The organism is Guptibacillus hwajinpoensis, assembly GCF_020524165.1.
Taxonomy (GTDB): domain Bacteria; phylum Bacillota; class Bacilli; order Bacillales; family Guptibacillaceae; genus Guptibacillus; species Guptibacillus hwajinpoensis_D.
Genome location: NZ_JAIVKU010000004.1, coordinates 1,028,705 through 1,041,351 on the forward strand (window position 1 = coordinate 1,028,705; position 12,647 = coordinate 1,041,351).

Sequence of the window (12,647 nt, forward strand, 5' to 3'; positions counted from 1 at the left end):
CAACGTCAGTTGGGCTCATTAGGGATTGTTACATAACATGACGCTCGATCGTCATTGATTATTGAATAAGGCAGGTGGAACTAATGGATCTTACGATTAAATCAGAAGAAAACCTGGCGTTTATGGTCGAAAGCATTAAAGAAAAAATGCAAGTGATCAATGCCGGCATGATTAAACCCGAATCATTCGATTTATCTTCTTATGATGACATTCATGAAATCTACGTCATGCTAAATAAGAAGCAATCACTAAGCGTTGCTGAAATGCAAGCAATCTTAGCTGAGCTTGGAAAAATGCGCGCTTCTTAACCTACGAAAGACCATACTAATGAAAAAGAATCCTGTGCTCAGGATTCTTTTTCATTACGTTCTTTTAAATTTATAAGTGCTTTTTGTGCAGCCATTTGCTCGGCTTCTTTCTTAGAGCGTCCGACCCCAACGCCAAGGTCGCTGCCATTCAACATAACTTTCGAAGAAAACTCTCGGTTATGTGCGGGTCCTTTTTCATCGGTAATGACGTAATCAATTACTCCCAGGCTTTCACGCTGGATCACTTCCTGAAGCTGGCTTTTATAATCCATCACATGAGAAAAAGCACCGGCGTTAATTTTCGGATAAACAAACTTCTCAAGAAATTCAAAGACGACTTCAAGACCTCGATCAAGATACAAAGCACAGACGAATGATTCAAATACGTCCGCAAGAAGTGCCGGGCGCATTCTTCCACCTGTCATTTCTTCTCCCTTGCCAAGTAACACAAGATGCCCAAAATTCAGGTCGTTCGCAAATTGTACAAGTGACGGTTCACATACAATTGCTGCTCTTAGCTTCGTTAACTGTCCTTCACTCATATTCGGGTACTTCTCATATAAGTATCTTGAAATTGTGAGTTCAAGTACGGCATCTCCAAGAAATTCAAGACGTTCATTATCCATCTGCGGATGCAGTCGATGCTCATTCACATAGGATGAATGGGTAAAAGCTTGAAAAAGAAGCTGTTCATTTTCGAACGATACACCAATTTCCTCTTGAAAAGCAGTGAATTGCGATCTGATTGCCTCTCCAACCACGAGTTGTCGTGAATGCTTAGGTTTGAAACGTCTGGCTCTCGTTTTTGGTGAATGTTTTGATTTGGACATAGATACCTCCACGACTTATCACTTTCATCTTTGTACTCTGGAGCTTTAATAACAGGAATAAAACCCCGTCAAGCGGGGCTTATTCCATCACTTCAGGTTCAACTGAAGATTATTGATGGCTGTTTATGTAATCAATTACATCGCCAACTGTTACAATTTTCTCAGCATCTTCATCAGAAATTTCAAGATCAAACTCATCTTCAAGTTCCATGACTAATTCCACTACATCAAGGGAATCGGCACCAAGGTCGTCTTTGAAAGAAGCTTCTGGTTTAATCTCAGATTCTTCAACTCCAAGACGATCAACAATAATCTTTGTTACACGCTCTAGTGTATCTGCCATTAGACTCACCTCCCCTCAAGCTATTATAGGATATATAAAACAAAAAAACTAGATGTTGATCAAAAAGTTACATGATCATGCCGCCATCAATATGAAGCGTTTGCCCTGTGATATAATTGGCATCATCTGAAACGAGGAACTTTGTTGCTTTGGCAATGTCCTCAGCAGCTCCAAGTCTTCCTAGTGGAATTTGTCCTTTCATCCCACTTTTCACTTCGTCAGAAAGTTCATCCGTCATATCTGTTTCAATAAATCCAGGTGCAAGAGCGTTGACTGTGATGTTACGACTAGCAAGCTCTTTCGCCGTTGTTTTCGTTAAACCGATGACGCCTGCTTTCGCTGCTACATAGTTCGCCTGACCGGCATTCCCAGCTACACCTACAACAGACGCTACATTTACAATGCGACCATAGCGCTGTTTCATCATTTGACGAGTAACGGACTTCGTGCAGTTAAAGACACCTTTTAAGTTTGTGTCGATAACGGAATCCCACTCTTCTTCCTTCATTCGCATAATCAGATTATCACGCGTAATACCGGCATTATTCACAAGCACTTCAAGACTTCCAAATGTTGAAACAACTTCTTTAATCATGCCCTGAACTTCTTCCATGCTGGCTACGTTTGCTTTAATCGCAATTGCATTCCCACCAGCTGCTTTAATTTCGTAAACAACGCTATTTGCTTTGGCTTCACTTCCAGCGTAATTCACTGCAACGTTCATGCCCTCTTTCGCAAGCTCTAAGGCAATGGCACGTCCAATCCCACGAGAAGCTCCTGTTACTAGAGCCGTTTTGTTTTCAGCCATCGATTAATCCTCTCCTAACTTTTCAATGAGTTGATCGAGCTGTTCTGGTGTTCCAACCGCATGAACCGATGCACGGCGGTTTACTTTTTTTACTAGACCAGAAAGTACATTACCTGGGCCGATCTCGATAAAGGTATCAACCCCAAGATCCATTAGTTTTCTCACTGTATCTTCCCAGAGCACAGGGGAATAAATTTGTTCCAATAAATGTTTCTGAATCTCTTCACCTGAAGTGGATGGTTCAGCTGTTACATTTGCGATAACTGGAATAGAAGCATCTTTAATATCAATCGCTTCTAAAATCGCTGAAAGTTGATCTGCCGCAGGCTTCATCAGACTAGAATGAAAAGGTCCACTTACTTGAAGCGGAATCACCCGTCTTGCGCCATTTTCTTTTGCAACTTCTGACGCTTTTTCAACGCCTGCTTTTGCACCTGATATAACGATTTGACCAGGACTGTTCAAGTTTGCAAGTTGGACGGTAGCGGTTGATGCGGAAACTTCATCCACTACTTTTTGCAATTCTTCACGTTCCATCCCCATAATGGCTGCCATTGCCCCTTCACCTGAAGGAACAGCTTCTTCCATGTATAGGCCACGGTTTCTTACAGCGAAAACTGCATCTGAAAACGATAGCGCGCCAGAAGCAACTAGTGCTGAGTATTCTCCAAGGCTATGACCTGCCGTATAGTCTGCTGTAATCCCCTTTTCGCGGAGTGCTTCAAGGACCGCTACACTCGTTGTTACGAGCGCAGGCTGTGCGTTTTCAGTTCGCGTTAACGTCTCAATTGGACCGTTCATGATTAATTTTGTCAATTCAAAGTTAAGGCGATTGTCTGCCTCTGTAAACACATCTTTCGAAACCGAGTAGCTTTCCATAAACTCCTGTCCCATTCCAACCGCCTGTGAACCCTGACCCGGAAATAGAAATGCCGTTTTACCCATTATTGATCTCCTTCCTTTTTAACAAGAGATGTTTGAATTGCAGATACTACATTGCCTGTTACCATCATTCTGGCTTGCTTAATCGCGCTAAATACCGCTCTTCCGTTCGACGAGCCGTGTGCTTTGATGACAGGAGCATTGAGACCAAACAACCCTGCCCCCCCATACTCAGAATAATCTAGCTTCGTTGATAAATTTTTAAGCTTAGGCTTTAAAACACCCGCCGCTACTTTACTCGTAAACGAACTTGTGAGCTCTTCTTTTAGCATTTTAAACATCGTTAAGGCTGTACCTTCAATTGTTTTTAACACTAAATTCCCAGAAAAACCATCGCACACAACAACATCCGCTTCGTTACCAAGAATATCTCTTGACTCTACATTACCAATAAAATTCAGACCACTGTCCTGCAGGAGAGTAAAAGCCTGCTTGCTTAACTCATTTCCTTTTCCTTCTTCTGTACCGATATTCAATAAACCAACGCGCGGATTCTTGACACCACGTACTTTCTCCGCATAAACGGAACCCATATGAGCATATTGAAGGAGGTGCTCTGGCTTAGCATCCATATTGGCACCGACATCAAGGAGAACAAATCCAGCTTCATCAATTGTTGGAAGCGTAGGCGCTAAGCCAGGACGATCAATTCCTTTTATACGTCCAACGTACAGCAATCCAGCTGCCATAAGCGCACCCGTATTTCCTGCGGATATTGCGGCATCTGCACGTCCTTCTTTCACTTCATTAACCGCTAAAACCATTGAAGCATTCTTCTTACGTCGAACAGCTTTCACTGGCTGATCCTCTGAGGAGATGTATTCTTCTGTATGTAAAACCGTTACTCGATCTTTATTTCCTTTTAAAAGCGGATTAATCTTTTCTTCATCACCAATAATTGTTACAGACAAATCATTGAATGTTTCAATTGCTTCGTATACACCATCTATTATCGCATCGGGGGCATTGTCTCCACCCATTGCGTCAATTGCAAGTCTCATTTTCAAACAACTTCCCTTCAGGATTTAGTCGAGCGATACATCACAAATTCTCCAGAAAACACATTCTCATTCTGGACATAGCTATTCACTTCGACCGTCGTTCTGTCTTTTCGTTGATCTGTCACCACCGCTTTTGCTACGACTCGTTCTCCTTCTTTCACCTGACTGGAGAAACGAATGTTTGCTTTTGCTGTCAAAGCGAGCTCATCGTTAATAATGGCTACCGCAAGTGAATTCGCCTGGGCAAAAAGGTGGTGTCCTCTTGCGATTTTGTTTCGAGAAAAAACATGTTCTGGCCGAATATCAAGGATTGAAATGGCACTTTCATCAAGCTGGAGATCAATGATTTGGCCAATCACTTCATCAATCGGGAGAGCTTTCACCTCATCAAGCTGTTGCTGAGCCACGTACTTAATTCTTTCTCTAAGCTCCGGAATGGAAAGCTCTAAACGGTCGAGTCTGATGGTTTGAATGCTTACGCTAAATTTTTCTGCAAGCTCTTCGTCCGTAATAAAAGGTGTACTCTCAATCGTTTCCTTTAGCTGACTTTGCCGATCTTTCTTACTCCTTTTCATCTACTACCGCCGCCTATCTAGCATTAATAAACGGATAAAAGAGGATCACGTGATCCTCTTTATCTCAGTCTTATGACTAGGTCCTAAAAGGTAGTATATACTGTGAGGTGTGATTATGCAAGTTAATCCAGCTTTTCTCCACTTAAAACGCCTTGCTCAGTGAGATAGTCTCTTAAACTACGATACGTTTCATCTTCCCAGAAAGCGGTAGAGTCAACAAGAGCGGCGGCATCATTTCGTGCTACTTCAAGTACTCGATAATCGTGAACTAAATCAGCTACTTTAAACTCTGGAAGTCCGCTTTGCTTTCGTCCAAAAAAGTCACCTGGTCCCCGTAATTCTAAATCACGCTGTGAAAGGACAAAGCCATCATTTGATTCCGTCATAATTTGCATTCTTTCCTTACCGACTTCTGACTTTGGATCAGCAAGTAACACGCAATAGGATTGATCACTTCCTCGACCAACGCGTCCTCGCAGTTGATGGAGCTGCGCCAGTCCAAAGCGTTCCGCATCATAAATCACCATAATCGTTGCATTTGGAACATTTACCCCAACCTCTACCACAGTAGTTGATACAAGAAGCTGAACATCATTTGTACTAAACTCTTCCATCACTTCTTCTTTTTCGTCTGAACTTAGTCTGCCATGCATTAATCCTACTTGATAATCTGGGAGGGCCGTTTGCATTTGAAAATGAACGTCAATAGCATTTTGCACATCAAGCTTTTCCGACTCTTCAATAAGAGGACAAATGACATACCCCTGCCTTCCCTGATCTAGTTCTTTTTTTACAAAATCAATGACACGAGGTAACATGTCCGGCTTTGCCCAATACGTTTCGATTGGTTTACGTCCCGCAGGCATTTCATCGATCGTTGACACATCCATGTCACCAAACACGGAGATCGCGAGTGTTCTTGGAATAGGCGTTGCCGTCATATACAAAACGTCGGGGCTTAGTCCCTTTTCTCTTAACACCCTTCGTTGATTCACTCCAAATCTGTGCTGTTCATCTGTAATCACAAGTCCAAGATTTTGGAAAGCCACTTCTTCCTGAATCAGTGCATGTGTACCGATAAGGAGATCTACTTCTCCACATGCAAGACGTTCTAAAATTTCGCGACGCTTCTTCCCTTTTACCGATCCCGTTAACAATTCAACATTCAGCTTCCTACCAAGAAGCTCCTGAAAAGATTCAAAATGCTGTTCAGCTAAAATTTCCGTCGGTACCATTAACGCCCCTTGGTGTCCCGCAAGGTAAGAGGCATATAAACCAATTGCAGCCACCACTGTTTTACCAGAGCCAACATCACCTTGAAGCAAACGATTCATACGATAAGAACTCTCCATGTCTTTCAATACCTCTCCCACGACGCGATTCTGAGCTCCTGTTAACGGGAAAGGGAGGCTCTGTACGAACTCCTCTAACCTCTCTTTTTCAAAGATTTGAGAAGCTCCTTTTGTGCTTTCCCGCTCCCTTTTTCTGAACACTTGCATTTTAAGCTGAAACTGAAGTAGCTCTTCATAGACAAATCGGCGCCTCGCCTGCTTAAGCCCTTCATGTGAAGGTGGACTATGCATCATCATAACCGCATCTTTTCGAGGCATCAGTTTATATCGCTCAAGCATTTGTGGCGGGAGATTTTCTTCAATTTGATCTCCAAACTGATTCAATGCGAGCTGAATATAACGCTTCATGGCTTTTACCGTTACGTCACCACCAACATGGTAGATCGGTTCAATCGTGCCGTCAGGATTATGACTGGAGAACGTAATTTCGTTTGCTGAAAGCGTCATTTTATGCTGATCCCATTTTCCTGTTACCGTAACTAACTGACCTAAGGTAAACTGCTTTTTTAGGAAAGCACGATTAAAAAAAACGGCTGTTATGAGGAATTTTCCTACTAACAGCCTTACGGACAATCGTGATTTCTTCTTGCCATAAAAGCGGACAACCGGTTCACTATGAACTTTGCCTTCAAGCGTTGCTCGTTCTTCATGCTTCACATCAGCAAGATCTTTGAGCTCATAATCTTCATAACGAAATGGGAAATATTCAATTAAATCTTGTATTTTATGAATTCCGATCGATGAGAGAGAAGCCGCTTTCTCATCACCAATCCCTTTTATTTGTGTAATCCGATCGTCCATTCATTCTCACTCATTTCCTATCAAGAGATACTCCAAAAATTTTCGCTTCAAGCTCACGTCCAGTTGGGGTTGCTGCCAGTCCTCCTTGCGCTGTTTCTCGAAGGGCAGAAGGCATGGTTTGTCCAATTTTATACATCGCGTCAATCACTTCATCACAAGGAATGCGACTTGTAATGCCAGCTAAAGACATATCTGCTGCAACCAATGCGTTAGAGGCACCCATTGCATTTCGCTTAACGCACGGTACTTCTACAAGACCTGCTACAGGATCACACACGAGACCTAGCATGTTCTTAAGTGCAATCGCAAATGCATGAGAAGACTGTTCTGGTGTTCCACCCATAAGTTCCACGATTGCTGCAGCAGCCATCCCTGTTGCCGAACCAACTTCGGCCTGACAGCCTCCTGCAGCACCTGAGATGGAAGCATTATTTGCTACAACAAATCCAAATGCACCAGAAGTAAAGAGGTATCTTACCATCTGCTCTTCCGTAGGGTTTACTTTCTCACGTATCGCAAATAGCGTTCCGGGTACGACACCAGCTGATCCTGCTGTTGGCGTCGCGCAGATGGTTCCCATTGCCGCATTCACTTCGTTTGTTGCGATCGCTTTACTCACCGCATCAAGCATCGTATGACCTGACAAAGAGTTTCCAGATTTCATATAGTCTTGAAGAAGGACTGCATCTCCACCGGTTAATCCAGAATGAGAGCGAACGTCTTCTGTAATCCCACGTTCAACGGCCTGCTCCATGACAACGAGATTATTTTTCATTTGATTGTATACTTCTTCCCGCGTACTTCCTCTAAAGTCCATTTCCTGTTCAATCATAATTTCTGAAATTGGCTTATTTTTCGATTGTGCTAGTTCTACTAATTCTGCTACGTTACGAAACATACCCATTCCTCCTTTTTGCCTTAATCGCTAATTTTTGCGACTTGAATAATATTCGGTAACGACTCCACTTCATCTAACACAATTTGTGGAATGTTCTGATCAACTTCAATCGTCATTAGAGCTTCTTTCCCTTTTTCTTTACGAGATACATTCATGTGACCAATATTTATTTCATGTTTGGCTAACGTATTTGATACGCCTGCGATTGCTCCAAAACGGTCATTATGAACGACGAGTATGGCTGGACTATTCCCAGAAAGACCTAGCGCAAATCCATTCAGCTCTATGACCTCTATTTTACCTCCACCGATAGAAATGCCAACAAGCTCAAGTTCCCCCTTTTCATCTGAGAGATGAATACGGGCTGTATTCGGGTGATCGGTAATGGCATCTTCCTCTGTAAAACGAACTTTGATTTTCTTTTCCTTTGCGATTGTAAGCGCATTCACGATTCTCTCGTCGTAAGTGTCAAAATCGAGCACGCCACCGATCAGTGCTACATCTGTACCATGACCTTTATAAGTTCTAGCAAAAGAGCCGTATAGTGAAACTGTGATCGCCTTAGGCTCACGACCAAACAAATGCCTTGCCACACGACCAATTCTAGCTGCTCCAGCCGTATGGGAGCTTGAAGGACCAATCATAACAGGTCCAATAATATCAAATACACTGCGAAACTTCACGTTGCCGCCACCTCTCTGCTTGCTTTATTTAACAAAAGGAGTTCTATACAGAAAAAGAAAACCTGGCTAATGCCACGTTTCTTTTTCTGCAACTATTTCATCATTTTACTCCACGGCCATAATATACGCATAAATCGGTTGTTTGCCTTCATGAAGTTCCACTTCAACTTCTTCAAACTGTTCCTCAATATAGGCTACGAGGTTTTCTGCTTCTTCTGGCTCTGCGTCTTCCCCGTATATAACCGTTACAATTTCATCGTCTTCTGTAATCATCGAAGATAGAAGCGACTTCGCAACTTCCAGACGATCTTTTTCGGAAACGACGATTTTACCATCAGCAATTCCCATAAAATCGTCTTTCGCAATATCGATTCCGTCAATCTTTGTGTCACGCACCGCAAACGTAACTTGACCAGATTTGACCGCTGAAAGGCTTTCTTTCATCGCACTTTCGTTCGCCTCAGGATCCACAGAAGGGTTAAAGCCAAGGAGACTCGAAATGCCCTGTGGAACCGTTTTGGAAGGAATGACAATCACATTCTCATCCACAACTGAAGCAGCCTGCTGTGCCGTCATCACAATATTACTATTGTTAGGCAAGATGATAATGTTCTCAGCGTACACTTCTTCGATTGCTTTAATGATGTCTTCTGTGCTTGGATTCATCGTCTGTCCGCCTGGGATCACGAAATTAGCGCCAAGACTTTCAAAAAGCGCAGCAATTCCTTCGCCCATCGAAACCGTAATAATCCCGTATTTCTTACGTTCAGCTGGTTTCTCTTTCTGCTCTGGTCGCTCTTCTTTTACGATGGTTGAGTGCTGCTCGCGCATGTTCTCAATCTTAATTTTGATTAAGCTCCCGTAATTCTGTGCATACGTCATAATATTTCCGGGATATTCTGTATGCATATGTACTTTAACGAGATCATCATCAGAGACAACTAACAAAGAATCACCGTGCTTATCAAGTTCATTTCGAAATGCCTCTTCATCATATGGCGATGTAGCCAGCTTATCTTCTTCAAATTGAACCATAAACTCCGTACAGTAACCGAATTCAATATCCTCTGTCTTCATATGACCCTGTGCACTTTTGTGGTGCTCAGCGCGCACAAGCTCATCCATCTTCTCTTCATCAACGGAAGAATCAGGCGTTTCTTTTCCTTCTAGAACAGCTAGAAACCCTTCATAGATAAGCAAGAGTCCCTGACCGCCAGAATCAACTACGCCAACTTCTTTTAATACAGGAAGCAGATCGGGCGTGCGGTTTAAAGATTCTTTTCCTTCTTTCACAACAACCTGCATTAGCTCGACGACATCTGAAATTTTCTTGGCAGACTTCACCGCTTTACGAGCAGCATCCTTTGCAACGGTAAGAATTGTGCCTTCTACTGGCTTCATAACCGCTTTATAGGCAGAATCCACACCATTCTCAAGTGCAGCAGCTAATTCTACGCTTGTAATTTCAGACTTCCCTTCAATTGCCTTAGAAAACCCGCGAAAAAGCTGAGAAAGAATAACGCCAGAATTTCCACGCGCTCCCATTAATAAGCCTCTTGCAAAAAGAGAAGCAACGTCTCCTACTTTATCTGAGCTGCTGGACTTTACTTCAGCTGCTCCTGATGTAATCGTTAAGTTCATATTCGTACCAGTATCTCCATCTGGCACAGGGAAAACATTCAGCGCATCTACCATTTTGGCATTTTTTGAAAGGTTGTTTGCCCCTTCAAGGACCATATGCGCAAAACGCTTCCCATCAATCTTTTGAATCGTCACAGACTTTTCCTCCTAACTCCACTTAAGGGTTTGTCACTCTAACCCCTTGGACGTAGATGTTTACTGAATCAACTGATAGCCCGAGCATTTGATCAAGCTGGTATTTTACTTTCGTTTGGACATTGTGAGCCACTTCCGAAATTTTTGTGCCGTAGCTGACGATAATGTACATATCAATGTTAAGCTCATCTTCATCTTTTCGAACGACAATTCCTCTGCTAAAGTTATCTTTCCCCAACAGCTCAGTGATGCCGTCTTTTAATTGCTTTTGCGAAGCCATTCCAACGATACCATAACAATCAATTGCTGCGCCACCTGCAATTGCAGCAACTACTTCCGTCGAAATATCAATTTGTCCGTATTGGGTTTTCATTTCAATTGCCATTATATTTCCTCCCTTAGCGATTTAAGAATAAACCATTTGACTACTTTATCCTAAATAAAGAATGTGTTCATAAAATTATAAAGTAAAATAAATCCTTTGCAGAGCTAACGTTATTTTACTACAATATCACGTATAATAAAAGTTCATCATTAAAAACCTCTATTGTGATAAGCTTTTACTGTTAAGTTTTTTTCTTGATAAGACGTGTTAAACATCTTGCATTCACTAAACCTACATGATACTATAGTGGAGGATTTATCCTGCACTTTTTGTGCAATGTAGGACAGTAAGGAGGTAGAAACAATGGCTAAATGTGCAATCACTGGACGCAAGACTTCGTTTGGTAACAAGCGTTCTCACGCGTTGAATACAACAAAACGTAAATTTGGTGCTAACCTTCAAAAGGTACGCATCATGGTAGATGGTAAACCTAAGAAAGTTTATGTATCTGCTCGTGCTCTTAAATCAGGCAAAATCGAACGCGCATAGTAAACGTAAAAAAGCACCCACTATTGGGTGCTTTTTTTCATTTCTGCTACTCATTTTTTTTGAAGGACCCGAGCACTGCTCTCACAAAACCACCGAGAAATTTTGGCAATTTAATCGTATAAAACTTCATATTTCCCCCTCCTCAGAAAGTCAAAGATGGACCCCAGGATGAACAATATGAGAATATAAGATGCATTACTATTATATTCGCCGAAATCGAAATAGTACCTAAACCTGCTCGGCGTCCGAACTTCTTACCACCAATAGTATGCCGCTACTAAATGAATAAGACCCAATTTCCTCAACCAGTTCATTGCTAATACAAAGACTTGATCCCCATGAAATGTGCCTTTCTTCAAGTGGATAACGGTAACCAATTAACGTTAACCCCGTCACTTCCGGAGTAAAAGAAAGGAAAGACATATAAGGAAAACGATCGTCCTTTTGAGCGGAGTAAGTGCCTGGTTCTTTCATTTCTAACCGATTTAATTTATCTTCTATCGTAAGTTGTACGTTTGCTTTCACGCCTTTGATGAGCATTTGAACGTTCATCCAGCTATGATCAAGCCTTCCGCCGGTGACGCCAAACATTGTAATCGCCTCTGGTTTTTCATTGATCGCCCAATCAAGTGCAATTTCAAGATCTGTGTGGTCTTTTTCAGATGGATAAACGGTGAAGGGTAAATCATGCGTTTCCATCCATTTACGTTCTTCTACGCTCACGGAATCAAAATCCCCAAATCCATGTTCAGGAATAACACCATTTTTCAAGAGAGTATAGACACCGCGATCCACACCAATCCATCTAACGTCTTTTTCATTTAGAAGATGAGCAGGGAGGTCTTTTTCCGGTCCCCCTGCTACGATATAAATGTGCTTTGACTTCATCATTTATGCACCAGTTTTGGTGCTTGATGAGAGAGCAAAGCAAGCACGATAATGGAGACGGCAGCTGTGGGGAGTAAATAAGACGCGTTATAAAGGAATGAATATAAAGCCACCGGCGTCCCTTCTGGCGCCATATCGCCGAACCAGATGACACCAGATATAAAATGACTGACCAATCGAAGTAATGACCCCGTTAAGCATCCGAGAACGATCATTGCCAGGCGCTTTCTTTTTGGTGCCTCCGCTCGCACGCTAAAAATCCCTGCCATTCCTACAACCATGAAGGCGATCGGGTAATCTAGTAAAAATTGAATGGGGTGTACATAAAAGGGCGGGACAATTAGAGGTTGCAAAATACCAACTAAAAGTCCTGTCGTTAATCCGGCACCTAACCCCCTTCGATAAGCGATTAGAAATATGGGTACCATCGCAAGCGATACAGAGCCACCATTTGGCCAAAGTCTAATTGACAATAAATCTAGTATCACCCCAACGGCAGCCATTAAAGCGATTTCTACAAGCAAAAGCAGTCGATTATCTTTCTTCATGAACCCTAATTCCTCCAAAC

Annotated in this window: 16 protein-coding genes; 2 read left to right on the forward strand and 14 right to left on the reverse strand. The window is 42.4% G+C overall.

Features of this window, described 5'->3' with window-relative positions; all coding sequences use genetic code 11:
• Nucleotides 1-83 precede the first annotated feature (83 nt).
• A complete protein-coding gene (locus LC090_RS12355) occupies nt 84-308 on the forward strand; it encodes a DUF1128 domain-containing protein (RefSeq protein WP_224600142.1) in 225 nt (74 codons plus the stop codon).
• A gap of 38 nt (nt 309-346) precedes the next feature.
• On the opposite strand, the gene rnc is transcribed toward LC090_RS12355, so the two are convergent.
• From rnc to LC090_RS12410, 11 genes are all read right to left on the reverse strand, one after another.
• Nucleotides 347-1,138, reverse strand: a complete 792-nt coding sequence (gene rnc, locus LC090_RS12360) for a ribonuclease III (RefSeq protein ID WP_226658318.1) — start codon at nt 1,136-1,138, stop codon at nt 347-349.
• 109 nt (nt 1,139-1,247) lie between these two features.
• Nucleotides 1,248-1,481, reverse strand: a complete 234-nt coding sequence (acpP, locus tag LC090_RS12365) for an acyl carrier protein (protein ID WP_048309824.1) — start codon at nt 1,479-1,481, stop codon at nt 1,248-1,250.
• Between the two features lie 67 nt (nt 1,482-1,548).
• Entirely contained in the window at nt 1,549-2,289 is a 741-nt protein-coding gene (gene fabG, locus LC090_RS12370) for a 3-oxoacyl-[acyl-carrier-protein] reductase (RefSeq protein ID WP_226658319.1), read from the reverse strand.
• A 3-nt stretch (nt 2,290-2,292) separates the two neighbouring features.
• On the reverse strand, nt 2,293-3,234 hold the full coding sequence (gene fabD, locus LC090_RS12375; RefSeq protein ID WP_226658320.1) for an ACP S-malonyltransferase: 942 nt from the start codon (nt 3,232-3,234) through the stop codon (nt 2,293-2,295).
• Nucleotides 3,234-4,232 (reverse strand): phosphate acyltransferase PlsX, encoded by a 999-nt coding sequence (plsX, locus tag LC090_RS12380; RefSeq protein ID WP_226658321.1) that lies wholly within the window; start codon nt 4,230-4,232, stop codon nt 3,234-3,236. The genes fabD and plsX overlap by 1 nt, the downstream gene beginning before the upstream one ends.
• A gap of 17 nt (nt 4,233-4,249) precedes the next feature.
• Complete coding sequence (gene fapR, locus LC090_RS12385) at nt 4,250-4,807, reverse strand: transcription factor FapR (protein WP_226658322.1); 558 nt, start codon at nt 4,805-4,807, stop codon at nt 4,250-4,252.
• A 122-nt stretch (nt 4,808-4,929) separates the two neighbouring features.
• A complete protein-coding gene (gene recG, locus LC090_RS12390; protein WP_226658323.1) occupies nt 4,930-6,960 on the reverse strand; it encodes an ATP-dependent DNA helicase RecG in 2,031 nt (676 codons plus the stop codon).
• A gap of 10 nt (nt 6,961-6,970) precedes the next feature.
• A complete protein-coding gene (sdaAA, locus tag LC090_RS12395) occupies nt 6,971-7,858 on the reverse strand; it encodes an L-serine ammonia-lyase, iron-sulfur-dependent, subunit alpha (RefSeq protein ID WP_226658324.1) in 888 nt (295 codons plus the stop codon).
• A gap of 20 nt (nt 7,859-7,878) precedes the next feature.
• Nucleotides 7,879-8,541: an L-serine ammonia-lyase, iron-sulfur-dependent subunit beta gene (gene sdaAB / locus LC090_RS12400; RefSeq protein WP_226658325.1), complete on the reverse strand. Its 663-nt coding sequence runs from the start codon at nt 8,539-8,541 to the stop codon at nt 7,879-7,881.
• A gap of 105 nt (nt 8,542-8,646) precedes the next feature.
• The gene (locus tag LC090_RS12405) at nt 8,647-10,317 is read right to left on the reverse strand and encodes a DAK2 domain-containing protein (protein WP_226658326.1); all 1,671 of its coding nucleotides are present in this window, start codon (nt 10,315-10,317) and stop codon (nt 8,647-8,649) included.
• 22 nt (nt 10,318-10,339) lie between these two features.
• A complete protein-coding gene (locus LC090_RS12410; protein ID WP_224600152.1) occupies nt 10,340-10,702 on the reverse strand; it encodes an Asp23/Gls24 family envelope stress response protein in 363 nt (120 codons plus the stop codon).
• Between the two features lie 303 nt (nt 10,703-11,005).
• On the opposite strand from LC090_RS12410, the gene rpmB reads away from it, so the two are divergent.
• A complete protein-coding gene (rpmB, locus tag LC090_RS12415; RefSeq protein WP_098443343.1) occupies nt 11,006-11,191 on the forward strand; it encodes a 50S ribosomal protein L28 in 186 nt (61 codons plus the stop codon).
• Nucleotides 11,192-11,237: 46 nt separating this feature from the next.
• Here rpmB and spoVM read toward each other — a convergent pair whose 3' ends face one another.
• From spoVM to thiT, 3 genes are all read right to left on the reverse strand, one after another.
• Nucleotides 11,238-11,321 (reverse strand): stage V sporulation protein SpoVM, encoded by an 84-nt coding sequence (gene spoVM / locus LC090_RS12420; RefSeq protein WP_048309835.1) that lies wholly within the window; start codon nt 11,319-11,321, stop codon nt 11,238-11,240.
• Nucleotides 11,322-11,419: 98 nt separating this feature from the next.
• On the reverse strand, nt 11,420-12,082 hold the full coding sequence (locus tag LC090_RS12425) for a thiamine diphosphokinase (RefSeq protein ID WP_226658327.1): 663 nt from the start codon (nt 12,080-12,082) through the stop codon (nt 11,420-11,422).
• The gene (thiT, locus tag LC090_RS12430) at nt 12,079-12,627 is read right to left on the reverse strand and encodes an energy-coupled thiamine transporter ThiT (RefSeq protein ID WP_226658328.1); all 549 of its coding nucleotides are present in this window, start codon (nt 12,625-12,627) and stop codon (nt 12,079-12,081) included. The genes LC090_RS12425 and thiT overlap by 4 nt, the downstream gene beginning before the upstream one ends.
• Nucleotides 12,628-12,647 lie beyond the last annotated feature (20 nt).